At 67.7% G+C, this 22,296-nt stretch carries 21 protein-coding genes, 1 pseudogene and 1 riboswitch; of the genes and pseudogenes, 17 read left to right on the top strand and 5 right to left on the bottom strand.

The window, feature by feature from the left end:
• Positions 1 to 32 precede the first annotated feature (32 nt).
• From ACQGNW_RS14975 to ACQGNW_RS14960, 4 genes are all read left to right on the top strand, one after another.
• Positions 33 to 611, top strand: coding sequence for a TMEM175 family protein (locus ACQGNW_RS14975; RefSeq protein ID WP_426664023.1), 579 nt, complete (start codon positions 33 to 35; stop codon positions 609 to 611).
• Entirely contained in the window at positions 608 to 1,732 is a 1,125-nt protein-coding gene (dnaJ, locus tag ACQGNW_RS14970; RefSeq protein WP_426664022.1) for a molecular chaperone DnaJ, read from the top strand. Before ACQGNW_RS14975 ends, dnaJ begins: the two co-directional genes overlap by 4 nt.
• Positions 1,733 to 1,791: 59 nt before the next feature.
• Positions 1,792 to 2,589 carry a 4-hydroxy-tetrahydrodipicolinate reductase gene (gene dapB / locus ACQGNW_RS14965; protein ID WP_426664020.1) on the top strand — a complete coding sequence of 266 codons (798 nt, stop codon included), beginning with the start codon at positions 1,792 to 1,794 and terminating at the stop codon, positions 2,587 to 2,589.
• 15 nt (positions 2,590 to 2,604) lie between these two features.
• Positions 2,605 to 2,755, top strand: a riboswitch (yybP-ykoY riboswitch).
• Between the two features lie 65 nt (positions 2,756 to 2,820).
• Positions 2,821 to 3,825 (top strand): sodium:calcium antiporter, encoded by a 1,005-nt coding sequence (locus ACQGNW_RS14960; protein WP_426664019.1) that lies wholly within the window; start codon positions 2,821 to 2,823, stop codon positions 3,823 to 3,825.
• A 21-nt stretch (positions 3,826 to 3,846) separates the two neighbouring features.
• Here ACQGNW_RS14960 and ACQGNW_RS14955 read toward each other — a convergent pair whose 3' ends face one another.
• Positions 3,847 to 4,542 carry a 2OG-Fe(II) oxygenase gene (locus tag ACQGNW_RS14955; protein WP_426664018.1) on the bottom strand — a complete coding sequence of 232 codons (696 nt, stop codon included), beginning with the start codon at positions 4,540 to 4,542 and terminating at the stop codon, positions 3,847 to 3,849.
• Between the two features lie 212 nt (positions 4,543 to 4,754).
• On the opposite strand from ACQGNW_RS14955, the gene carA reads away from it, so the two are divergent.
• From carA to greA, 3 genes are read left to right on the top strand one after another with little or no spacing between them, the layout of a single operon-like run.
• Positions 4,755 to 5,882, top strand: coding sequence for a glutamine-hydrolyzing carbamoyl-phosphate synthase small subunit (carA, locus tag ACQGNW_RS14950; RefSeq protein ID WP_426664017.1), 1,128 nt, complete (start codon positions 4,755 to 4,757; stop codon positions 5,880 to 5,882).
• A gap of 1 nt (position 5,883) precedes the next feature.
• A complete protein-coding gene (gene carB, locus ACQGNW_RS14945) occupies positions 5,884 to 9,111 on the top strand; it encodes a carbamoyl-phosphate synthase large subunit (RefSeq protein ID WP_426664015.1) in 3,228 nt (1,075 codons plus the stop codon).
• Positions 9,108 to 9,587 (top strand): transcription elongation factor GreA, encoded by a 480-nt coding sequence (gene greA / locus ACQGNW_RS14940; RefSeq protein WP_426664014.1) that lies wholly within the window; start codon positions 9,108 to 9,110, stop codon positions 9,585 to 9,587. Before carB ends, greA begins: the two co-directional genes overlap by 4 nt.
• A 108-nt stretch (positions 9,588 to 9,695) precedes the next feature.
• Here greA and ykgO read toward each other — a convergent pair whose 3' ends face one another.
• The 4 genes from ykgO to ACQGNW_RS14920 form a co-directional block, all read right to left on the bottom strand.
• Complete coding sequence (gene ykgO / locus ACQGNW_RS14935; RefSeq protein ID WP_007080705.1) at positions 9,696 to 9,821, bottom strand: type B 50S ribosomal protein L36; 126 nt, start codon at positions 9,819 to 9,821, stop codon at positions 9,696 to 9,698.
• Between the two features lie 78 nt (positions 9,822 to 9,899).
• Positions 9,900 to 10,811, bottom strand: coding sequence for a LysR substrate-binding domain-containing protein (locus tag ACQGNW_RS14930; protein WP_426664013.1), 912 nt, complete (start codon positions 10,809 to 10,811; stop codon positions 9,900 to 9,902).
• A gap of 238 nt (positions 10,812 to 11,049) precedes the next feature.
• Positions 11,050 to 13,068, bottom strand: coding sequence for an FAD-dependent oxidoreductase (locus tag ACQGNW_RS14925; protein ID WP_426664012.1), 2,019 nt, complete (start codon positions 13,066 to 13,068; stop codon positions 11,050 to 11,052).
• A gap of 71 nt (positions 13,069 to 13,139) precedes the next feature.
• A complete protein-coding gene (locus ACQGNW_RS14920) occupies positions 13,140 to 13,397 on the bottom strand; it encodes an acyl-CoA-binding protein (protein ID WP_426664011.1) in 258 nt (85 codons plus the stop codon).
• A gap of 92 nt (positions 13,398 to 13,489) precedes the next feature.
• Here ACQGNW_RS14920 and cmk point away from each other — a divergent pair, with 92 nt between their 5' ends.
• From cmk to ACQGNW_RS14870, 10 genes and pseudogenes are all read left to right on the top strand, one after another.
• Positions 13,490 to 14,170, top strand: coding sequence for a (d)CMP kinase (gene cmk, locus ACQGNW_RS14915; RefSeq protein WP_426664010.1), 681 nt, complete (start codon positions 13,490 to 13,492; stop codon positions 14,168 to 14,170).
• A gap of 171 nt (positions 14,171 to 14,341) precedes the next feature.
• Entirely contained in the window at positions 14,342 to 16,015 is a 1,674-nt protein-coding gene (gene rpsA, locus ACQGNW_RS14910) for a 30S ribosomal protein S1 (RefSeq protein WP_426664009.1), read from the top strand.
• Positions 16,016 to 16,086: 71 nt separating this feature from the next.
• Positions 16,087 to 16,395 (top strand): annotated as a pseudogene (locus tag ACQGNW_RS14905) (integration host factor subunit beta); the annotation flags it as partial.
• Positions 16,396 to 16,471: 76 nt separating this feature from the next.
• Positions 16,472 to 16,594: a hypothetical protein gene (locus tag ACQGNW_RS14900; protein ID WP_426664008.1), complete on the top strand. Its 123-nt coding sequence runs from the start codon at positions 16,472 to 16,474 to the stop codon at positions 16,592 to 16,594.
• A gap of 9 nt (positions 16,595 to 16,603) precedes the next feature.
• The gene (locus ACQGNW_RS14895) at positions 16,604 to 16,861 is read left to right on the top strand and encodes a lipopolysaccharide assembly protein LapA domain-containing protein (RefSeq protein ID WP_426664007.1); all 258 of its coding nucleotides are present in this window, start codon (positions 16,604 to 16,606) and stop codon (positions 16,859 to 16,861) included.
• Entirely contained in the window at positions 16,858 to 18,030 is a 1,173-nt protein-coding gene (gene lapB, locus ACQGNW_RS14890) for a lipopolysaccharide assembly protein LapB (protein ID WP_426664006.1), read from the top strand. The genes ACQGNW_RS14895 and lapB overlap by 4 nt, the downstream gene beginning before the upstream one ends.
• A gap of 5 nt (positions 18,031 to 18,035) precedes the next feature.
• The gene (locus ACQGNW_RS14885) at positions 18,036 to 19,058 is read left to right on the top strand and encodes an MraY family glycosyltransferase (protein ID WP_426664005.1); all 1,023 of its coding nucleotides are present in this window, start codon (positions 18,036 to 18,038) and stop codon (positions 19,056 to 19,058) included.
• Positions 19,045 to 20,940: a polysaccharide biosynthesis protein gene (locus tag ACQGNW_RS14880; protein WP_426664004.1), complete on the top strand. Its 1,896-nt coding sequence runs from the start codon at positions 19,045 to 19,047 to the stop codon at positions 20,938 to 20,940. The genes ACQGNW_RS14885 and ACQGNW_RS14880 overlap by 14 nt, the downstream gene beginning before the upstream one ends.
• Complete coding sequence (gene galU / locus ACQGNW_RS14875) at positions 20,941 to 21,816, top strand: UTP--glucose-1-phosphate uridylyltransferase GalU (protein ID WP_426664003.1); 876 nt, start codon at positions 20,941 to 20,943, stop codon at positions 21,814 to 21,816.
• Positions 21,817 to 21,900: 84 nt separating this feature from the next.
• Entirely contained in the window at positions 21,901 to 22,236 is a 336-nt protein-coding gene (locus ACQGNW_RS14870; protein ID WP_426664002.1) for a hypothetical protein, read from the top strand.
• The last annotated feature ends 60 nt before the right edge of the window (positions 22,237 to 22,296 follow it).

Below are 22,296 nucleotides of genomic sequence, written 5' to 3'. Positions count from 1 at the left end.
CGGCGCTCGTTTTCCTGTTTGAAGGGGAAGCGATGGGCAAGGGGCGCTTGGAAGCCTTCAGCGACGGCGTGCTGGCCATCATCATCACCATCATGGTGCTGGAGCTGAAGGTGCCGCACGGGGCCGGCTGGAGCGTACTGGCCGCGCAGTGGCCGGTGTTCATCAGCTACATCCTGAGTTTCGTCTACGTGGGCATCTACTGGAACAACCACCATCATTTCCTGCACACGGCCAGGAAGGTGGATGGCCGCGTGCTGTGGGCCAACCTGCATCTGCTGTTCTGGTTGTCGCTGATGCCGGCGGCCACGGGATGGATGGGCGAAAACGAGTTCGCACGATTGCCGGTGGCGGTTTATGGTTTCGTGCTGCTGATGTGCGCCATCGCCTGGTTGCCGCTGCAATACAGCCTGATCTGCGCGAACGGCGGCAGGACCTCGCTGCTGGCGCAGGCGATCGGCGGCGACTGGAAAGGCAAGGTCGCCGTCGCCATGTATCTGGGTGGCATCCTGCTGGCGTTCGTGGCGCCCTGGCTGTCCTGTCTTCTGTATGCCACGGTGGCAGCGATCTGGTTCATTCCCGATCGGCGCATCGAATCGCGGATTGAGCAATGAGCAAGCGTGATTACTACGAAGTCCTGGGTGTCGAACGCACCGTCACCGAGGCCGAACTCAAGAAGTCCTTTCGCCGGCTGGCGATGAAATACCACCCGGACCGCTGTCCGGACGATCCCCACGCGCAGGAGAAGTTCAAGGAGGCCAAGGAGGCCTACGAGGTGCTGTCCGACGCGCAGAAGCGCTCGCTGTACGACCAGTACGGCCACGCCGCCTTCGAGGGCGGCATGGGCGGTCGCGGCGGTGGCGGCGGCTTCGGCGACATGGGCGACATCTTCGGTGACATCTTCGGCGACATCTTCGGTGGCGGCCGCGGCCGCCAGTCGCGCCGCGGCGCCGATCTGCGCTACATCATGGAGCTCGATCTCGAGGAGGCCGTGTTCGGCGTCGACAAGAAGATCGAGATTCCCACCCAGGTCAACTGTCACCACTGCAACGGCAGCGGCTCGGCCGACGGCAGGACCGTGCAGTGCCGGACCTGCCACGGCCATGGCCGCGTCCGCATGCAGAACGGCATCTTCTCGATCCAGCAGACCTGTCCGCATTGCAGCGGCAGCGGCCAGACCATCGAGAAGCCGTGCAAGCACTGCCATGGCGAAGGGCGCCTCGAGGAAACCCGCACGCTGGCGGTGAAGATCCCGGCCGGCGTGGATAACGGCGACCGCATCCGCCTCACCGGCCAGGGCGAGGCCGGCCCGGCCGGAGCGCCGGCCGGCGACCTGTACGTGGAAGTGCACGTGCGCGAGCACCGCATCTTCCAGCGCGAAGGCAACGACCTGTTTTGCGAGGTGCCGATCCGCTTCTCGCAGGCGGCGCTGGGCGCCGAACTGCCGGTGCCTACGCTGGACGGCGAGGTGCCGATCAGCATCCCGCCGGAAACCCAGACCGGCCAGACCTTCCGCCTGCGCGGCCGCGGCGTGAAGTCCGTGCGCAGCGGCCGTGCCGGCGACCTGATCTGCCGCGTGGTGGTGGAGACCCCGGTGCGCCTCACCAAGCAGCAGCGCGAGCTGTTCGAACAGCTCGAAGCCAGTTTCAACGAAGGCAAGGCCGAGGAACACATGCCACGCGCGAAGAACTGGGTCGACGGCGTGAAGCAGTTCTGGTCGCGGGTGACGTCCTAGGCCGCGCCGCTCTCTGCTAGTTTGGACATCCATTTGCCGCCAGCGCCGGGATGCATGCCATGACCTCCGCACCGATCCGCCTCGCCATCAACGGTGCCTCCGGCCGGATGGGCCAGGCCCTGCTGTCGCTGTTGCGCACGGACGACCGTTTCGAGCTGGCGTACGCGCTGGTGTCGCCTGGCTCGGCACATGACGGCCAGGCGATATGGCCTGGACATGCCTTGCGCTACGCCCGCGGCTGGTCGCAGGCGCCCGCGCTCGACGTGGTGGTCGACTTCAGCGGCCCAGCCGGCCTGGCGGCGGCGCTGGATCACTGTCTCGCGCACGGCATCCCGCTGGTGACCGGCACCACCGGTCTCGACCCGGCGTTGCAGGCGCGGCTGGACGCGGCCGGCGCACGCATCGCGCTGCTGCGCGCAGCGAATTTCAGCCTGGGCGTGGCGCTGCTCACGCGGCTGCTGCGCGAGGCCGCTGCGGCGCTGCCGGACTGGGACCTGGAGATCGTCGAAGCCCATCACGGTCGCAAGCAGGACGCACCCTCGGGTACCGCGCTGGCGCTGGGGCAGGCCGCCGCCGCGGCGCGCGACACCACGCTGGATGCCGCCGCGGTCTACCGCCGCGAGGGGCGCACCGGCGAGCGCGTCCCTGGCAGCATCGGTTTTGCGGTGGTGCGCGGCGGCGACATCGTGGGCGAGCACCAGGCATTGCTGATCGCGCCGGGCGAACGGCTGGAGCTGGGACATCGCGCCACCGACCGCGTGATCTTCGCGCGCGGCGCGCTGCAGGCAGCGCACTGGCTGGTCGGCCGTGCGGCCGGACACTGGCGGCTGGAGGACGTGCTCGCGTCGCCGCGCTGAATCCGCTAGCATCATCAGGCTGTCATTGGGGAGTAGCCAGCCTCGTCCCCGGAGGCGTCCGCATCAACAGACTTGGTCGCCGTTTCCGCGGCGCCATGGTGCGGACAGCAGGCGTCGCCGTCCGGCAGCGCCTTGCCCGGCGAGACCTTTGGCCAGCGGCATGTTCACCCGGCCGGGCGAACGGTGCCGTTGTGCCATCGGTCGTACCGTTCGCCCGGCCCCGCACATCCCATGCTGCTTACCCTCTGCCTGTTCCTGGTCTCGGCCGGCGCGATCTATCTCGCCTGCGAGTATTTCGTCAACGGCATCGAATGGCTGGGCCGCAAACTCGGCCTCGGCGCGACCGCCACCGGCACGGTGCTCGCTGCGTTCGGCACTGCCTTGCCCGAGAGCGCGGTGACCTTCGTCGCGGTGGTCTTCGGCAGCAACCCCGCGGCGCGCGACATCGGTGTGGGGGCGGCGATGGGCGGACCGCTGGTGCTGGCCACGATCGCCTACGCCGTGGTCGGCGTCGCGCTCTGGGGCAATCGCCGACGACTCAGGCGCGACGACTGGCTGGTGCGGGTCGACCATCAGCGCCTGGCGAACGACCAGTCGTGGTTCCTGGCCATCTTTGCGGTCAAGGTGGGGCTGGGCCTGGTGGCATTCGCGCTCAAGCCGCTGTTGGGCGTGCTGTTCCTGCTGGCCTATGCGTTGTACGTATGGCGCGAGATGCGCAGCGACGACGGTACGCCCGAAGAGGAGGTGCTGGAGCCGCTCAAGTTGCGTCCGCGGCAGGCCGAGCCGGCGACGCGCTGGGTGCTGGTGCAGACGGTGGCCGCGCTGGCGGTGATCGCCGCGGCCTCACGGGTGTTCGTGGGGCAGCTGGAGGCGATCGGGACGGCCCTCGCGCTGCCCCCGCACCTGGTGGCGTTGCTGCTGAGTCCGGTGGCGACCGAGCTGCCGGAAACGCTCAATGCGCTGATCTGGGTGCGCCAGGGCAAGGAGCGGCTGGCGCTGGCCAACATCTCCGGCGCGATGATGATTCAGGCGACTGTCCCCAGCGCGCTGGCGATCTTCGCCACACCCTGGCTGTTCGATACCCAGCTGATCGTGTCCGGTGCACTCACCGCAGCCGCCATCGTCTACCTGTGGCGGCTGTTCCGGCGAGGCCGCACGGATGCGCGCCACCTGCTGCCGGTGGGGCTGCTGTACGGCGTGTTCGCCGCTTCCGTGGCCTGGCATTTCATCGGCTGAGACGCTCGTTCGGGCGGGTTCTCAGTCCGGATGCGCGGCGTTGCGGTCGCGACCGGCGCCGTAACGCGTGTCCAGCTTGCCGAACAGCTTCTTGAACAGGCGGGAGAACCTGCCGCGCCTGGTCTTGCGCAGTTTTTCCTCCTCACTGGTAAGCCAGGCCACCTGGATCACCCGGCGCTCACCCTCGTAGGGCAGGTGGCCGTGGAAGGAGTTGTCGCAGCGCTTGAACACCGCGAATTCGCCGTACAGCGGCGGCAGCTCGGGCGCCAGCGTGGCGTCGATGTCGTCGACCTTGTCGAGGAAGCGCAGGCAGCCGTCGCTGGTGTCGGGCCACTGCGGATTGAGGTAGAGCAGGGCCGTGGCCACCTTGGACCTGCTGTCGGTGTGGATGGTGCCGTGGCGCTTGTTCAGCAGCCGGCACAGCGTCACCAGAGTCGGGTACCTGCCGAGGTCGGGGATGCCCAGCCGGTGGCCGATCAGTCCGGCAAAGGCAGGCGAGGTGAGCTGTTCGACCAGCGCGTTGACCGACGGGCCGCAATCGGCCGGGTCCCAGGGAAAGAAACCGGCGCTGGGGTAGCGCGGGAAGTCGCGATCCAGGTCGCCGCGCGCCTCGTCGGGCAACTGGCCGTGCGCGACCATGAAGGGGAACGGTTCGTGCCGCACCAGGGTGTCCGGGCGATCGAGGCGCGCGGGATCGAGCAGGGCGTCCGGACTCATGAACAGGCTTAACTCCCCTGAAAATTCGCGGCAGTGTAGCGCCGGGCAGCAATACGGAGGCTGACGGAAGTGCAGCCTTTTGCCTCGATCGAAGTGGACAGTCGGCGTCGCGGCGCCTATCATTGGGACCCGCCCGAATGTCCTCCCTTCCAAGGTTCTCAAGCCTGCCTCGCGCGGCTTGCGGACTTTGCTGCACCCGAAAGGCGGTTCTCATGTCCATCCCCGCTCTGCTTGCCCTCGAAGACGGCAGCGTGTTCCACGGCCATGCCGTGGGCGCGACTGGCGAAACCGTCGGCGAGGTGGTCTTCAACACCGCCATGACCGGCTACCAGGAGATCCTTACCGATCCCTCGTACAGCCGGCAGATCGTCACCCTGACCTACCCGCACATCGGCAACACCGGCTGCAATGCCGAGGATGTCGAATCCGGCACGGTGCATGCCGCCGGCCTGATCGTGCGCGACGTGCCGCGCCGGGCCAGCAACTGGCGCAGCATGGAAAGCCTGCCGGACTACCTGAAGCGCCATGGCATCGTGGCGATCGCCGGCATCGACACGCGCCGCCTCACTCGCATCCTGCGCGACAAGGGCGCCCTGGCCGGTTGCATCGCCGCGGGCGAGCGGATCGACGCCGAGGCCGCCCTGGCCAAGGCGCGCGCCTTCCCGGGCCTCAACGGCATGGACCTGGCCAAGGTGGTGTGCACCGACAAGGCCTATGCGTGGAATGCGGGCGTCTACGACCTCGACCGCCAGGCTTTCAACCAGCCGGCCGGACGCTTCAAGGTGGTGGCCTACGACTTCGGCGTGAAGCACAACATCCTGCGCCTGCTCGCCGAGCAGGGCTGCAGCATCACGGTGGTGCCGGCGCAGACGCCTGCTGCCGAAGTGCTGGCGATGAAGCCCGACGGCGTGTTCCTCTCCAACGGTCCCGGCGACCCGGCGGCCTGCGATTACGCCATCGAAGCCACCAAGCGGTTCCTCGACGCGAAGATACCGCTGTTCGGCATCTGCCTCGGCCACCAGATCATGGGCCTGGCGCTGGGCGCGAAGACGCTGAAGATGAAGTTCGGCCACCATGGCGCGAACCATCCGGTGAAGGACCACGACGACGGTCGCGTGCTGATCACCAGCCAGAACCACGGCTTCGCGGTGGACCCGGCCACGCTGCCGGCGAACGTGCGCGTCACCCACAGCTCGCTGTTCGACGGCACGCTGCAGGGCTTCGCACTCACCGACCGCCCGGCGTTCTGCTTCCAGGGCCACCCGGAGGCGAGTCCCGGCCCCCACGACATCGGTTATCTGTTCGACCGGTTTGCCAAGCTGATGCAGGAGGCCCGCTGAGATGGGCAAGCGTACCGACCTCAAGAGCATCCTCATCATCGGCGCCGGCCCGATCGTCATCGGCCAGGCCTGCGAGTTCGACTACTCCGGCGCACAGGCCTGCAAGGCGCTGAAGGAGGAGGGCTACCGGGTGATCCTGGTGAACTCCAACCCCGCCACCATCATGACCGACCCGGAGACCGCCGATGCGGTCTACATCGAGCCGATCAACTGGCAGACGGTGGAGCGCATCATCGCCAAGGAGCGGCCTGACGCGGTGCTGCCGACGATGGGCGGGCAGACCGCGCTCAACTGCGCGCTCGACCTCGCCGACCACGGCGTGCTGGAGAAGTACGACGTCGAGCTGATCGGTGCGAAGCGCGACGCGATCCGCATGGCGGAGGACCGCGAGCTGTTCAAGCAGGCGATGGCCGAGATCGGCCTGGACTGCCCGAAGGCCGAGGTCGCCAGGAGCTTCGAGCAGGCGGTGGAGATCCAGGCCAAGGTGGGCTTCCCCACCATCATCCGCCCCAGCTTCACGCTGGGCGGTTCGGGCGGCGGCATTGCCTACAACAAGGAGGAGTTCGAGGAGATCGTCAAGCGTGGCCTCGACCTCTCGCCGGTGCACGAAGTGCTGGTCGAGGAGTCGGTGCTGGGCTGGAAGGAGTTCGAGATGGAAGTGGTCCGCGACACCGCGGACAACTGCATCATCGTCTGCTCGATCGAGAACCTCGACCCGATGGGTGTGCACACCGGCGACTCGATCACGGTGGCGCCGGCGCAGACGCTCACCGACAAGGAATACCAGCGCCTGCGCGACGCCTCTATCGCGGTGCTGCGCAAGATCGGCGTGGACACCGGCGGCTCCAACGTGCAGTTCGGCATCAACGCCGAGAACGGCCGCGTGGTCGTCATCGAGATGAACCCGCGCGTGTCGCGCTCGTCCGCACTGGCCTCCAAGGCCACCGGTTTCCCGATCGCCAAGATCGCCGCGAAGCTGGCGGTGGGGTACACGCTGGACGAGCTCAAGAACGACATCACCGGCGGCCTCACCCCGGCGTCGTTCGAGCCGACCATCGACTACGTGGTCACCAAGATTCCGCGCTTCGCGTTCGAGAAATTCCCCCAGGCCGACGCCCGCCTGACCACCCAGATGAAGTCGGTGGGCGAGGTGATGGCGATCGGCCGCAGCTTCCACGAGTCGCTGCAGAAGGCGCTGCGCGGCCTGGAGATCGGCAAGACCGGGCTCAACCCGACGGGGCTGGACATCGGCACCGACGAGGGCCTGGCCACGCTCAAGCGTGAGCTGCGCGAGCCGCGGCCCGACCGCGTGTTCCACCTCGCCGACGCCTTCCGTGCCGGCCTTTCGCTGGAAGAGGTGTACGGCCTCAGCCGCGTCGACCCCTGGTTCCTCGCGGCGTTCGAGGACATCGTGCTGGCCGAGAACGAAGTGCAGGCTCAGGGCATCGCCGCGCTGGACGCAGCCCGCATGCGCGAGCTGAAGCGCATGGGCTTCTCCGACGGGCGCCTTGCCGAGCTGACCGGTTCCGACGAGGCTTCCGTGCGCCATCTGCGCCATACCCTGGGTGTGCGCCCGGTGTACAAGCGCGTGGACTCCTGTGCCGCCGAGTTCGCCACCACCACTGCCTACATGTACTCGACCTACGAGGAAGAGTGCGAGGCGAATCCGACCGGCCGCGACAAGATCGTCGTGCTCGGCGGCGGCCCGAACCGCATCGGCCAGGGCATCGAATTCGACTATTGCTGCGTGCATGCGGCACTCGCGCTGCGCGAGGACGGCTTCGAGACCATCATGGTCAACTGCAACCCGGAAACCGTCTCCACCGACTACGACACCTCCGACCGCCTGTACTTCGAGCCGCTGACGCTCGAGGACGTGCTGGAGATCGTCGATGTCGAGAGGCCGAAGGGCGTGATCGTGCAGTACGGCGGCCAGACCCCGCTGAAGCTGGCGCGTGCGCTGGAGGCCGCGGGCGCGCCGATCATCGGTACCTCGCCCGACTCGATCGACCTCGCCGAAGACCGCGAGCGCTTCCAGAAGATGATCGAGAAGCTGGGCCTGCGCCAGCCGCCCAACCGCACGGCGCGCAATGCCGACGAGGCGCTGGCGCTGGCACGCGAGATCGGCTATCCGCTGGTGGTGCGGCCCAGCTACGTGCTCGGCGGCCGCGCGATGGAGGTGGTGTACGACGACGCCGACCTCGCGCGTTACATCCGCGAGGCGGTACAGGTCTCGAACGATTCGCCGGTGCTGCTGGACCGCTTCCTCGATCATGCGGTCGAGGTGGACGTGGACATCATCGCCGACGTCGAAGGCAACGTGCTGATCGGCGGCATCATGGAGCACATCGAGGAAGCCGGCGTGCACTCGGGCGACTCTTCCTGTTCGCTGCCGCCGTACTCGCTCAGCGCCGAAGTGCAGGACGAGATGCGCCGCCAGGTCGCGGCGATGGCGAAGGAGCTGAAGGTCGTCGGCCTGATGAACACCCAGTTCGCGATCCAGGGCGATACCGTGTTCATCCTGGAAGTGAACCCGCGCGCCTCGCGCACGGTGCCGTTCGTCTCCAAGGCCACCGGCGTGCCGCTGGCCAAGATCGCCGCGCGCGCGATGGCCGGCAGGTCGCTGCCGGCGCAGCGCGCCACGAAGGAAGTGATTCCGTCGTACTACTCGGTGAAAGAGGCGATCTTCCCGTTCCTGAAGTTCCAGAACGTGGACCCGATCCTCGGCCCCGAGATGCGTTCCACCGGCGAGGTGATGGGCGTGGGCCGCAGTTTTGGCGCCGCGTTCGCCCGCGGCCACGACGCCGCCGGCATCAAGACGCCGCCGAAGGGCAAGGTGTTCGTGTCGGTGCGCGATGCCGACAAGGATCGCCTGCTGCCGGTGGCGCAGGAGGTGCTGCGCCGCGGCTTCAGTCTGGTCGCCACTTCCGGCACCGCGGCCTACCTCAATGGCCACGGCGTGGCCTGCGAGCGCATCAACAAGGTGCTCGAAGGCCGCCCGCACATCGTCGACCTGATCAAGAACGGCGAGATCGTGTATATCGTCAACACCACCGAGGGCAAGCAGGCGATCGCCGACTCGTTCTCGATCCGGCGCGAGGCGCTGCAGCAGCGCGTCACCTATTCCACCACCGTCGCGGGCGCGCGTGCGCTGGTCCACTCGCTGGATTTCCACGGCAGCGAAGACGTGCACAGCCTGCAGGAACTGCACAAGGAGCTGAACGCATGAGCGCTCGCGCCCCCATCACCAAGGCCGGCTCGGAGCGTCTGCGCGCCGAGCTGGAGCGCCTGAAATCGGAGGATCGCCCGCGCATCATCGCCGCGATCGCCGAGGCCCGTGCGCACGGCGACCTCAAGGAGAACGCCGAGTACCACGCCGCGCGCGAACTGCAGAGCTTCATCGAGGGCCGCATCGCCCAGCTGGAGGCGCTGCTCTCCACCGCCCAGGTGATCGACGTGTCGCGCCTCAACCCTGGCAACAAGGTGGTGTTCGGCGCGATCGTCGACCTGGCGGAGGAGGACAGCGACACCGAGGTCACCTACCAGATCGTTGGCGACCTCGAGGCCGACATCAAGCAGGGCCTGATCGCGGTGTCGTCGCCGATCGCCCGTGCACTGATCGGCAAGCTCGAGGGCGACAGCTTCGAGTTCAATGCGCCGAACGGCGTGAAGCGTTACGAGATCACCGGCGTACGCTACGAGTAGCCGGCCGGCAAGGGCCCCGCCTCCGCGGGGCCTTTGCCTCCGCGGAAGCCGCACAACAAAAAGGCCGCGCATCGCGCGGCCTTTTCGTCGGCACCAGCCGCGCCGGAATCAGCGCTGGCGGGCCTTGAAACGCGGGTTGCTCTTGCAGATCACGAACACCTTGCCGCGACGGCGCACGATCTTGCAGTCGCGGTGCCGCGCCTTGGCGGACTTCAACGAGTTAAGCACCTTCACGGCCAGCTCCTGATACCAAACGGAAAAACGTCAGCGCGCAAGTATAACTTGCTGAATCGTCAGCGACAAGTCGCCGGATCAGCCGCCGAGCTTGTCGGCCGACTCCTCCACCGTGGCGAGGAATTGCGCCAGCGCCGGCGAGGGATCGCCCAGTCGGCTGGCCACCGCCAACAGCAGGTGGGCCCCGCGGTCGGCCAGCGGCACGTAGCTCACTCCCGCCAGGTGCACTGCCCGCATCGTCGCGGGCACCAGCGCCAGTCCCAGGCCGGCAGCCACCAGCGCCAGCAGGCCGTTGATCTGCTGCGCCTGTTGCACGATGCGGGGCTGGAAGCCAGCTTCACCGGCCAGCGTCCTGAGCCGGTCATGCAGGGTGGCGGCCAGTTCGCGCGGTTGCGTGACGAAAGCCTCGTCGGCCACCTCGCCCATGCGCAGTCCGTCGCGGGCGGCCAGCGGATGGCTGGAGGGCAGGGCGAGCAGCAGGGCCTCGCGATCGAGCACGTGCAGCCGCAGCTGGCGCGCGTCCTGGATGTGGCGCGGCTCGTCGCGCACGAAACCGACGTCGATCTCGTTGGCCAGCAGCGCCGCGAACTGCGGTTCGGTGTTCATCTCGCACAACCGGATGCTCACCTCGGGCGCCGTCTGGCGATGGCGCAGCAGGGCGCGTGGCAGGGCGGGGTGGAAGGATACCGACAGCGTGTAGGCCAGCCGCAGCTGGCCGCTGTGGCCGGCCGCGACAGCCCGGGTGCGGCTGCGTGCCTGCTCGGCCTGGGCGAGGATCTGGCGCGCCTGTTCCAGGAAGACCCGTCCGGCCTCGGTCAGCTCCACCTTGCGCTTGGTGCGCTCCAGCAGGATCACTCCCAGGTCCCGCTCCAGCGCCTGGATCTGCTGCGAGAGCGGCGGCTGGGAGATGTGCAGGCGGATCGCGGCGCGGGTGAAGCTCAGCTCCTCGGCGACGGCGATGAAGTAGCGCAGTTGGCGGAAGTCAAACATATATGAGTTCGATATAAATATCGTTCTAAATATATATTAGATACTTGAACGTGTCGCTCATAAAATGCCTCCCGTCCCACCATCCTCCCCCTCCCCCCGATGGTGGTGACCCTCGCCTCGCAGCGACGCTGAAGACGATACTGGCCACCCCCCCCCCCGGGCCCTATCGATGCGTCGCCTCGCGAGGCGTTTTCTTTGGGCGGTCGGCATGCATGTCTCCGCCGCTGGACGGGTGGATTCAGAGCCGGCAGGCCAGCCGCGTCCCCTGGTCGATGGCCCGTTTCGCGTCGAGTTCGGCGGCCACGTCGGCACCGCCGATGAGGTGCGCGGTGACGCCGAGGTCCGCCAGTTCCTCCGCCAGGCGGCGGTCCGGCTCCTGGCCGGCGCAGATCACCACGTTGTCGACCGGAAGGAGTTGCGCCTTGCCGTCGATGGCGACGTGCAGGCCCTCATCGTCGAAGCGCTCGTAGGACACCTTGCCCAGCATGGCCACATGCTTGGCCTTGAGCGTGGCGCGGTGCACCCAGCCGGTGGTCTTGTTGAGCCTGGCACCCGGGCGGCCCTCGCTGCGCTGGAGCAGCCAGACCTGGCGCTGCGGTGCTTCAGGTTGTGGCGGCACGAGGCCGCTGCGTTGCGCGAGCTGCATGTCCACCCCCCACTCGCGCGACCAGCGCGCGACGTCGGTAGCGGGTGACGGTGGGTGCTCGACCAGGAATTCCGCCACATCGAAACCGATGCCACCGGCGCCGATGACGGCCACCCGCGCGCCCACCGGCCGATCGAGGGCGAGTACGTCGAGGTAGCCGAGCACGCGGGGGTCGTCGCTGCCGGGGAAATGCACCTTCCGCGGCACCACGCCGGTTGCGATCACCACCTCACCGTAGCCGGCGGCCTTCAGCGAGGCGGCGTCGGCCTCGTGGCCCAATTTCAGTTCGACTCCGGCATCGGCGAGGCGATGGCGGAAATAGCGCAGGGTCTCGTGGAACTCCTCCTTGCCCGGGATGCGTTTCGCGTAGTTGAACTGGCCGCCGATTTCCGTGGACCTGTCGATCAGGGTGACCGCATGGCCGCGCTCCGCCAGCGTGGCGGCACAGGCCATGCCGGCCGGCCCCGCGCCGACCACGGCGACGCGTTTGCGCTGCGTCGCCGGCTCGATCCGCAGTTCGGTTTCGTGGCAGGCGCGCGGGTTGACCAGGCAACTGGCACGGCGGTTCTGGAACACATGGTCGAGGCACGCCTGGTTGCAGGCGATGCAGGTGTTGATGCGTTCGCTGCGGCCATTTTTCGCCTTGTTCGCCCACTCGGGGTCGGCCAGCAGCGGGCGCGCCATCGACACCATGTCCGCGGCCCCCCCGGCGAGCACCCGCTCGGCCACCTCGGGCATGTTGATCCGGTTGGTGGCGACCAGCGGGATGGAAACCTCGCCCTTGAGCTTCCCGGTCACCCAGGCAAAGCCGGCGCGCGGCACGCTGGTGACGATGGTAGGCACACGCGCCTCGTGCCAGCCGATGCCGGTATTGATGATCGAGGCGCCGGCGGTCTCGATCGCCTTCGCCAGCGCCACGATCTCTTTCCAGTTCTGTCCGTCTTCGACCAGGTCCAGCATCGACAACCGGTAGATGATGATGAAGTCGCGTCCCACCGCTGCACGGGTGCGACGCACGATTTCCACCGGGAAGCGCATGCGGCGCGCCGCGTCGCCGCCCCAGGCGTCGTCGCGATGGTTGGTGCGCGCGGCGATGAACTGGTTGATCAGGTAGCCCTCGGAGCCCATCACCTCGACGCCGTCGTAGCCCGCCTCGCGGGCCAGTTCGGCGCAGCGCACGAAGTCGCGGACGGTGCGCTCCACGCCACGGGCGGTGAGTGCGTGCGGCGTGAATGGGGTAATCGGCGATCTGATGCGCGAGGGCGCCACCGATAGCGGGTGGTAGCCATATCTGCCCGCATGCAGGATCTGCATGCAGATGCGCCCGCCTTCGGCATGTACGGCTGCGGTGAGCTTGCGGTGGCGCGCCACGTGCCAGGGCATCGAGAGCCGGCCGCCGAACGGCTTCAGCCAGCCCCGGATGCTGGGGGCGATGCCGCCGGTGACCATCAGGCCTACGCCACCCCGGGCGCGTTCGGCGAAATAGGCGGCCAGCTTGTCGAAGTCGGCGGCCTTGTCCTCCAGCCCCGTGTGCATCGATCCCATCAGGATGCGGTTGGGCAGCGTGACGTGTCCCAGGTCCAGCGGGGCGAACAGATGGGGGAAGTTCATGGCACGACCGTGTTCAAACGATCGTATGAATGTGCCCGTTGCCGGGCCCGGGTGCAAGCGGCCGCCGGAATTCAGGCCTGCAGCTGCGCGACCAGGGCGACGTAGCGGCGCATCGCCTCGTCCTGCGGGAGGCCGCGCAACTGCGCCCAGGCCTCGTGCTTGGCGGTGCCCACGAAATCGAAGAAGCCGGGTTGCTCGCCGTGCGCGTCGCCTTCCGCACCCTGCTTGTAGAGCGCGTAGAGCTTGAGCAGGGTGTCGTTGTCGGGGCGGTAGTCCAGCCGCTTGACGGCCTCGGCGGCCTGTTCGAATGCGTGGCGAAGGTCGTTCATGGCGGATCGGCGGCACGTGATTTCGCCATGGTAAGCGATGCCGCACGGGTCGGCGCGATACCATGCCAGCCTCCGCCTGGCCTGGACCCGTCATGAGCCGAACCATCCCCGTTCCCGTGCTGACCATCGATGGCCCCTCGGGCTCGGGCAAGGGCACGATCAGCCGGCGGGTGGCCGAGCATCTGGGCTGGCGGCTGCTCGATTCCGGGGCCCTGTACCGGGCAGTGGGCTATGCCGCCGGGGCGGCGGGGCTGGACCTGTCCGACGCCGAGGCGGTGACCCGCTGCGCCCAGTCCACGAAGATCCGCTTCCAGCCCAGCGCCGATGGCAGCGACACCCGCATCCTGGTCAACGGCCACGACGCCACCGACGAACTGCGCACCGAGACCGCCGGTGCGGCGGCTTCGGCGATCGCCTCGATCGCGCCGGTGCGGCAGGCGCTGGTGGAGCTGCAGCTGGGCTTCCGCAGGGCGCCCGGCCTGGTGGCCGACGGGCGCGACATGGGCACGGTGATCTTTCCCGACGCGCCGTACAAGGTGTTCCTCACCGCCAGTGCTGCCGAGCGGGCGAGAAGGCGCTATAAGCAGTTGAAGGAAAAGGGGCTCAGCGTTACACTAACGAGTCTCCAGCGCGAGATCGAGGCGCGCGACCACCGCGATGCGTCGCGGGCGGTCGCGCCGCTCAAGCCCGCGCCGGAGGCCGTGCTGGTGGATACCACCGGCATGGATATCGACGAGGTGGTCGCAAAAGTTCTTGCCGTCGTGCGGCCCTGAGCGGGGCGGCGCGGCGGTTTTCGTTCCCCGGCCGTGTGGCGGCCGGGGCTCAACCATGGTGACGACGGACATCCCGCAAGGACGTTCCCGAGGCACCCCAAACCGGTGGATCGCTGTCGACGCAGACCCTCGCGGGGCATCGCAGCCGTCCTTTCCCATTCTGGAATCAACATGACCGAAAGTTTTGCCGAACTGTTTGAACAGAGCCAGCAGGCCATCGCCAAGCTGAAGCCCGGCGCCATCGTCACCGGCATCGTGGTGGAAATCCGCAACGACGTCGTCGTGATCAACGCGGGCCTGAAGAGCGAAGGCATCGTCCCGATCGAGCAGTTCAAGGGCGAAGACGGCACCCTCGAGGTGAACGTCGGCGACCACGTGAAGGTGGCGCTCGAGGCGCTCGAGGACGGCTTCGGCGAAACCAAGCTGTCGCGCGAGAAGGCCAAGCGCTCGATGGTGTGGGACGACCTCGAGGAGGCGTTCGACAAGGAAGAGACCATCAAGGGCATGATCTCCGGCAAGGTCAAGGGCGGCTTCACCGTCGACATCAAGGACGTGCGCGCGTTCCTGCCGGGTTCGCTGGTCGACGTGCGCCCGGTACGCGAGCCGACCTACCTCGAGGGCAAGGAACTCGAGTTCAAGATCATCAAGCTCGACCGCAAGCGCAACAACGTGGTGGTCAGCCGCCGCGCCGTCGTCGAGACCGAGTTCTCCGCCGAGCGCGAGCAGCTGCTGGAGCGCCTGGTCGAGGGCGCCGTGATCAAGGGCGTGGTGAAGAACCTCACCGACTACGGCGCGTTCGTGGACCTGGGCGGCATCGACGGCCTGCTGCACATCACCGACATGGCGTGGAAGCGCGTGCGTCACCCGAGCGAAGTCGTCAACGTCGGCGACGAGCTGGAAGTGCGCGTGCTGAAGTTCGACAAGGAGCGCAACCGCGTCTCGCTTGGCCTCAAGCAGCTGGGCGACGATCCGTGGGTGAACATCTCGCGCCGCTACCCGGTGGGTTCGCGCCTGTTCGGCAAGGTCTCCAACGTCACCGACTACGGCTGCTTCGTCGAGATCGAGCCGGGCGTCGAGGGCCTGGTGCACGTGTCCGAGATGGACTGGACCAACAAGAACGTCAACCCGGCCAAGGTGGTGCAGGTCGGCGACGAGACCGAAGTGATGGTGCTGGACGTGGATGAAGAGCGTCGCCGCATCTCGCTCGGCATCAAGCAGACCCGCTCCAACCCGTGGGAAGCCTTTGCCGCCATGCACAAGAAGGGCGACAAGGTTTCCGGCCAGATCAAGTCGATCACCGACTTCGGCGTGTTCATCGGCCTGGAAGGCGGCATCGACGGCCTGGTGCACCTGTCCGACATCTCCTGGCAGATGTCCGGCGAAGACCTCGTGCGCAACTTCAAGAAGGGCGACGAGATCGAGGCCGTGGTGCTGGCGGTCGATCCGGAGCGCGAGCGCATCTCGCTCGGCATCAAGCAGATGGAGCAGGATCCGTTCGGCCAGTTCATGGCCAACCATCCGCGCGGCAGCATCGTCACCGGCACGGTGAAGGAAGTGGACGCCAAGGGGGCGGTGATCGACCTGGGCGAGGGCGTGGAGGGTTACATCCGCGCCAACGACATCGCCAAGGAGCGCATCGACGATGCCACCCAGCACCTGAAGGTGGGTGACACGGTCGAGGCCAAGTTCACCGGCATGGACCGCAAGGGCCGTCAGCTGTCGCTGTCGATCCGCGCCAAGGACGAGGAGGACGTGCAGGAAGCCCTGGCCGAGTACTCGTCGGCCGCGGGTGGCACGACCAAGCTCGGTGCGCTGCTCAAGGAGCAGCTCAACAAGGCCGAGTAAGCGTTGCAGGACCGGCGCGGGGCGGCGACGCCCCGCGCCGTGCAACGCAAGGGACACACGTCGCGGACACGGGGACCATGACCAAATCCGAATTGATCGAGGCGCTGGCCAGGCGCCAGACCCATCTTGCGTTTGCCGACGTCGAACTCGCGGTCAAGAGCGTGGTCGAGCAGATGAGTCAGGCGCTGGCCCAGGGCGAGCGGATCGAGGTGCGCGGTTTCGGCAGTTTCGCGCTGCATTACCGGCCGCCGCGCATGGGACGCAACCCGAAGACCGGCGAATCGGTGGCGCTGCCCGGCAAGCACGTGCCGCATTTCAAGCCGGGCAAGGAACTGCGCGAGCGCGTCAACCAGCGGCTGGAAGAGGCCGTCACCGGCTGACGCCTACCAGGACGGATGTACCGAGGCAGGCGGCGCGAGCCGGTCCTGCCTTTTTCTTTAGCTATTGCGATCGTCCATGATCGCGAAGATCAAATGGGCGGCCATCCGTGGCAGCACCCTTCAGATTTCTGTCTTCATGACCGAATCACGGCAGCATGGACGGGCCTTGCTGCTGCGCCGTGCGTGGATGATCGGGTAAAGTCGCCGGATGCGCCTGATCGTGATCTTCGTCCTCGTGTTCTTCGTCGCCGCCGGCGTGGTGGTGGGTGCGCTCAACGCCGACCTGGTCAGTTACGACTTCGCCTTTGCGCGCCTGCAACTGCCCAAAGGGGCGGCGTTGCTGGCGGCGCTGGTGCTGGGTTGGCTGCTGGGGGGGCTCACCGCGTGGCTGGGCACGAGCCTGCGGCAACGGCGCCTGCAGCGGCAACGCCGCAAGGAAGCCGGCAGGACGACGGCCGGCGCATGATGCCCTGGTACGCACTGCTGCCGCTGGCGGCCGTCGCCTTCGCGCTGGGCTGGTGGGCATCCCGCCGTGCCAGCGCGCGGCGTTCCGGCGCGGCGGTCAACGAGTTGTCCTCGGACTATTTCCGCGGCCTGAACTACCTGCTCAACGAGGAGCAGGACAAGGCGATCGAGGTGTTCCTGCGCCTGGCCGAGTACAACCGCGACACGGTGGAGACGCATCTCGCGCTCGGCAACCTGTTCCGCCGCCGCGGCGAGGTGGACCGGGCCATCCGCCTGCACCAGCACCTGGTGTCGCGGCCGAACCTGTCCGAGCCGATGAAGACCGTCGCCCTGCTCGAACTGGGCGAAGACTACATGCGCGCGGGCCTGCTCGATCGCGCCGAGGCACTGTTCGCCGACCTGGTGGCAATGAACGCCCATGCGCCTTCGGCGCTGCGGCACCTGATCGCGATCTACCAGCACGAGCGCGACTGGAACAAGGCGATCGAGCATGCGCGCCGGCTCGAGGTGATGACCGGCGAAGACGAGGCGCCGATGATCGCGCAGTTCTATTGCGAGCTGGCCGAACGTTCGCGCCAGCACGGCGCGCGGGTCGAGGCGCGTGACTACCTGGAGCAGGCGTTCCGTTGCCAGCCCGATTGCGTGCGCGCATGGATGCTGACCGGCCGGCTGCATGCGGAGGAAGGGCGGCATGCCGAGGCGGTGCAGGCCTACGAGGCGGCGATCGGCGCGGACATCGCCTTCGTGCCCGAGGTCTTGCCGCCGCTTCTGAACAGCTATGCCTGCTCGCAGCAGATGGAACGGGCCGAGCGTTTCCTGCGCGAGATGCTGGAGCGTTACCACGGCATCTCGCCGGTGCTGGCGCTGACCCGGTTGTACCAGCAGCGCGACGGCCAGCGCGCGGCCGTGGGTTTCCTCACCGGGCAACTGCGCCAGCGTCCATCGGTGCGCGGCCTGATGGCTCTGATCGACGCCACCATGGACCGGGTCGAGGGCGAGGCGCGCGAGAACTTCCTGATCCTGCGCGACCTCACCAAGAAGCTGCTGGAAGGGCAGGCGATGTACCGCTGCAGCCGCTGCGGCTTCGGCGCCAAGGCGCACCACTGGCAATGTCCCAGCTGCAAGAGCTGGAGCACGATCCGGCCGATCCACGGCGTCGCCAACGAGTGACGCGCATGATCCCGGCCATCGGATGGTTGCTGTCGTCTTTCCTCGTCGCCTGGCTGTCGGCGCGGGCGGCGATCGCCTACGCGCATCGTCGCGGCATGCTGGATCGTCCCGGCCAGCGACGCTCGCACAGCATCCCCACGCCACGCGGTGGCGGCGTCGGCATCGTCGTCGCGAGCCTGCTGTGCCTGCCCGGCGTCTTGCTCGGCACGGCGGAGCCATGGCCACCCAGGGTGCTGATCGGCCTGCTGGTGGCGCTGTTGCTGGTGGCGCTGGCTGGCTGGTGGGACGACCATCGGTCGCTGCCGATCCTGCCACGCTTCGGTGCACAGCTGCTGGCCGTGCTGCTGTTCGCCGTTGCATCGGGAGTGGCCGGCCTGTCGTGGTGGTGGTTGCCCGTGCTCGTGCTGGGTGGCGCCTGGAGCATCAACCTGCACAATTTCATGGACGGCATCGACGGTCTGCTGGCCCAACAGGCGATGTTCGTTGGGACCGGCTTGGCATTGCTGGCCTGGGGCGGCGGGCAGGAGGCACTCGCGCTGGCTGCCGGCTGCCTCGCTGCGGCGAGCCTCGGCTTCTGGTGCCTGAACCGTTCGCCGGCACGGATCTTCATGGGCGACGTGGGCAGCGGCAGCGTGGGGCTGCTGATCTTCGCGTTCACGGTGATGCTGGGGCGGGCCGGGGCATGGCTGCTGTGGCCGGCGCTGATCCTGTCCTCGGCCTTCGTCGTCGATGCCAGCCTGACCTTGCTGTCGCGGTTCTGGCGCGGCCGCCGCTGGTACACTGCCCACCGCGAGCACCTGTACCAGTGGCTGGTCAGGTGCGGTCTCACGCATGCCGGGGGAGGCGTGATCTACATGACATGGAACCTGCTGTTTGCCGCACCGCTGGCCTGGTTGGCGTGGAGTCATCCACGGCAGGCCCTGCCGACTACCATGGGCGCCTACCTGGCTGCGGCGGCGCTATGGCTGCTGCTCAAGCGCCGTTGCCTGCGGCGCCGCTCGAACAAGGACCGCCATGTCGCTGCGTAGGCTCGTCGGCATCATCCATCCCCGCGTGGCCGTCATGCTGCATGACCTGGCCATGGCCGCGCTGGCCTGGTGGATCGCCAAGCTGCTGCGCTATGCGGTGCGGCCGGAAGACGTGATGCACTTCCGCTGGTTCGAGTTTCCAGTGGTGCTGCTGGCGCAGGGTCTGGTCTTCCGCTGGACCGGTCTGTACAAGGGCGTCTGGCGGTTCGCCAGCCTGCCGGACCTGTGGAACATCCTGCGCGCCGTCGTGCTCGGATCGGCGGCGGTGTGGCTGCTGCTGTCGATGTTCAACCGGTTGCAGGGCGTGCCGCGCTCGATGCTGCTGCTGTATCCGGTGGTGCTGGCGATGGTGCTGGGCGTGCCGCGGCTGGCCTATCGCTACTGGAAGGACAGCCGCCTCGGCGTCACCGGAGAGCGCCCGATGCGCCGCGTGCTGATCCTCGGCGCCGACCGTGCCGGCGAGGTCCTGTCGCGCGATCTTCAACGCGATGGCGGTTACCTCGTGGTGGGTTTCATCGACGATCGCCCCGCGCTGCGGGGGGCCAGCATCAACGGCCATCCGGTGCTGGGCCAGTTCGAGCAGTTGCCCGAGATCACTCGCGAGGCGGCGGTGGAGATGCTGCTGATCGCCTTGCCTGGCGCTTCGGTCAGCGAGATGCGCCGGGTGGTGGCGCTGTGCGACGCCAGCGGGCTGCCGTACCGGACCATCCCGCGGCTGGATGACGTGGTCGCCGGTCGTGCGCAGTTCAACGAGATCAAGGAAGTGGCGATCGAGGACCTGCTCGGCCGCGACGCGGTGGAGCTGGACTGGACGGCGATCCGCGAGACGATCAGCGGCCGCCGCGTGCTGGTCACGGGCGGCGGCGGCTCGATCGGCTCGGAGCTGTGCCGCCAGGTGGCGCGGCTGGGCGCGCAGTCGCTGGTCGTGATCGACCACAGCGAATACAACCTCTACCGGATCACCCGCGAGTTGCGGGCGAATTTTCCGGAATTGCTGCTCGACGGCGTGCTGGCCAGCTGCTGCGACGCTGTACTGATGCGCAAGGTGCTGGCGGAGGCGCAGCCGCAGGTGGTGTTCCATGCCGCGGCCTACAAGCATGTGCCGATGCTGCAGGGCCAGTTGCGCGCCGCCTTCCTCAACAACGTGCTCGGCACGCGCACCATGGCCGACCTCTCGCGCGATGCCGGTGTCGAGTGCTTCGTGCTGATCTCCACTGACAAGGCGGTCAACCCTACCAGCGTGATGGGCGCCTGCAAGCGCATCGCCGAGATCTGGTGCCAGAACCTCAACGCGCATGCCGATACCCGCTACATCACGGTGCGTTTCGGCAACGTGCTCGACTCCGCCGGCTCGGTGGTGCCGCTGTTCCGCCAGCAGATCCGCGAAGGCGGCCCGGTCACGGTGACCCATCCGGAGGTCTCGCGCTACTTCATGACCATCCCCGAGGCCTGCCAGCTGATCCTGCAGGCGGCCAGCTTCGGCAAGGGCGGCGAGATCTTCGCGCTGGACATGGGCGAGCCGATGAAGATCCGCGACCTTGCCGAGCAGATGATCCGCCTCGCCGGCAAGAAGCCGGGCAGCGAGATCCCGATCGTCTACACCGGCCTGCGCGCGGGCGAGAAGTTGTTCGAGGAACTGTTCCATCCGCTGGAGCAGTACAGCGCCACCACCCACGCCAAGATCTTCCTCGCCCAGCATCGCCAGGTGCCGTGGGAGCTGCTGCAGGCGATGATGCACAAGGCGGACGAGATGGTCGCCACGGACAACGACGAAGAGCTGCGGCGCTGCGTATCCAGCCTGCTGCCCTCGTTCCGCTGGAGCGAGACGGCGCAGCCGGACAACGTGGTTTCGATCCGCCGTCACGAAACAGGAGAGAAGTGAGTGAGCAAGCCGTTGCGCAAGGTGGTGTTCCCCGTGGCTGGCCTGGGCACGCGCTTCCTGCCCGCCACCAAGGTGGTGGCCAAGGAGATGCTGCCGGTGCTGGACAAGCCGCTTATCCAGTACGCGGTGGACGAGGCCGTGGACGCCGGCGCCGACACGCTGATCTTCGTCACCAACCGCTACAAGCACGCCATCGCCGACTACTTCGACAAGGCCTACGAGCTGGAGGCGAAGCTGCAGGAAAAGGGCAAGGATGCGCTGCTGGCGCTGGTGCAGGGCACGTTGCCCAAGCACGTGCGCGCGATCTTCGTCACCCAGCCCGAAGCGCTGGGCCTCGGCCACGCAGTGCTGTGCGCCAAGCCGGTGGTGGGCGATGAACCGTTCGGCGTGGTGCTGCCCGACGACCTGATCTGGAACGGCGCCGGCAAGGGCGCCCTGCGCCAGATGGCTGAACTGGGCGAGCGCGAAAGCGCCGGCGTGATCGCGGTGGAGGAAGTGCCGCAGAACGAAACCGACAAGTACGGCATCGTCGATGCCGTGCGCATCGACGGGCGCAGCGCGCGCATCCGCCACATGGTGGAAAAGCCGAAGCCCGCCGATGCGCCGTCGAACCTGGCCGTGGTGGGTCGTTACGTGTTGCCGGGCCGGATCTTCCAGTTGCTGGAGCAGACCACGCCGGGTGCCGGCGGCGAGATCCAGCTCACCGATGCGATCGACGCGTTGCTGAAAGAGCAGGGCAAGGTGTTGGCCTACCGCTTCGAGGGCACCCGCTTCGACTGCGGCAACAAGGCGGGCCTGGTGCGCGCCACCATGCACATGGCGCTGCAGGATCCGGCGCTGGTGCCGGTGGTGCGCGAGATCGCCGCCGCGCTGTGATGCCCTAGCCTGTCGTGGCACGGCCTTGCCGTGCCGGGATCGCGGCTGCATCCCGCCATCTTTGCTGCGCAGGAGGTGCACGGGGTGCACCTGAATCTCGCACATTCGCCTCAGATCCACCGGCATTTTCCGTGGAACCCGGCCTGCCGCGACGCCGGCCGTCCCGCGGGCGATCCGCAGCAGATCACCTCGCCGCTGCGCGCCGGCACCTACGCGATGCGGCTGCACCAGCACCGGCCCCCGACGCCGATCGCGTCCAGCGCCACCGCCGATGCCGGCGCGTTGTACTGGTTCGTCGATGACGCCTACGCGGGGCAGGGATCCCCCGGCACCAGCCTGTTCTGGCAGCCGCGCAGCGCGGGCAGCTACCGCGTGCGCGTGGTGGATGATCACGGCCGCGGCGACGAGCGCCTGCTCTAGGTAAGCCTGGTCCAATAAGCGCCGTGCGTTGAATGGGCTATGCTCGGACGCTTCGCTGTC

The sequence above is a fragment of the Rhodanobacter aciditrophus genome, from assembly GCF_050026795.1.
In the GTDB taxonomy this organism is placed as follows: Bacteria; Pseudomonadota; Gammaproteobacteria; order Xanthomonadales; family Rhodanobacteraceae; genus Rhodanobacter_A.
This window is presented reverse-complemented; position numbering and strand designations above follow the sequence as displayed.

Bases quoted from the DNA above. Each gene is read 5' to 3' on its own strand.
- ACQGNW_RS14975 (WP_426664023.1), top strand. From the start codon at position 33: ATGGGCAAGGGGCGCTTGGAAGCCTTCAGCGACGGCGTGCTGGCCATC.
- dnaJ (WP_426664022.1), top strand. From the start codon at position 608: ATGAGCAAGCGTGATTACTACGAAGTCCTGGGTGTCGAACGCACCGTC.
- dapB (WP_426664020.1), top strand. From the start codon at position 1,792: ATGACCTCCGCACCGATCCGCCTCGCCATCAACGGTGCCTCCGGCCGG.
- ACQGNW_RS14960 (WP_426664019.1), top strand. From the start codon at position 2,821: ATGCTGCTTACCCTCTGCCTGTTCCTGGTCTCGGCCGGCGCGATCTAT.
- ACQGNW_RS14955 (WP_426664018.1), bottom strand. From the start codon at position 4,542: ATGAGTCCGGACGCCCTGCTCGATCCCGCGCGCCTCGATCGCCCGGAC.
- carA (WP_426664017.1), top strand. From the start codon at position 4,755: ATGTCCATCCCCGCTCTGCTTGCCCTCGAAGACGGCAGCGTGTTCCAC.
- carB (WP_426664015.1), top strand. From the start codon at position 5,884: ATGGGCAAGCGTACCGACCTCAAGAGCATCCTCATCATCGGCGCCGGC.
- greA (WP_426664014.1), top strand. From the start codon at position 9,108: ATGAGCGCTCGCGCCCCCATCACCAAGGCCGGCTCGGAGCGTCTGCGC.
- ACQGNW_RS14930 (WP_426664013.1), bottom strand. From the start codon at position 10,811: ATGTTTGACTTCCGCCAACTGCGCTACTTCATCGCCGTCGCCGAGGAG.
- ACQGNW_RS14925 (WP_426664012.1), bottom strand. From the start codon at position 13,068: ATGAACTTCCCCCATCTGTTCGCCCCGCTGGACCTGGGACACGTCACG.
- ACQGNW_RS14920 (WP_426664011.1), bottom strand. From the start codon at position 13,397: ATGAACGACCTTCGCCACGCATTCGAACAGGCCGCCGAGGCCGTCAAG.
- cmk (WP_426664010.1), top strand. From the start codon at position 13,490: ATGAGCCGAACCATCCCCGTTCCCGTGCTGACCATCGATGGCCCCTCG.
- rpsA (WP_426664009.1), top strand. From the start codon at position 14,342: ATGACCGAAAGTTTTGCCGAACTGTTTGAACAGAGCCAGCAGGCCATC.
- ACQGNW_RS14900 (WP_426664008.1), top strand. From the start codon at position 16,472: ATGATCGCGAAGATCAAATGGGCGGCCATCCGTGGCAGCACCCTTCAG.
- ACQGNW_RS14895 (WP_426664007.1), top strand. From the start codon at position 16,604: ATGCGCCTGATCGTGATCTTCGTCCTCGTGTTCTTCGTCGCCGCCGGC.
- lapB (WP_426664006.1), top strand. From the start codon at position 16,858: ATGATGCCCTGGTACGCACTGCTGCCGCTGGCGGCCGTCGCCTTCGCG.
- ACQGNW_RS14885 (WP_426664005.1), top strand. From the start codon at position 18,036: ATGATCCCGGCCATCGGATGGTTGCTGTCGTCTTTCCTCGTCGCCTGG.
- ACQGNW_RS14880 (WP_426664004.1), top strand. From the start codon at position 19,045: ATGTCGCTGCGTAGGCTCGTCGGCATCATCCATCCCCGCGTGGCCGTC.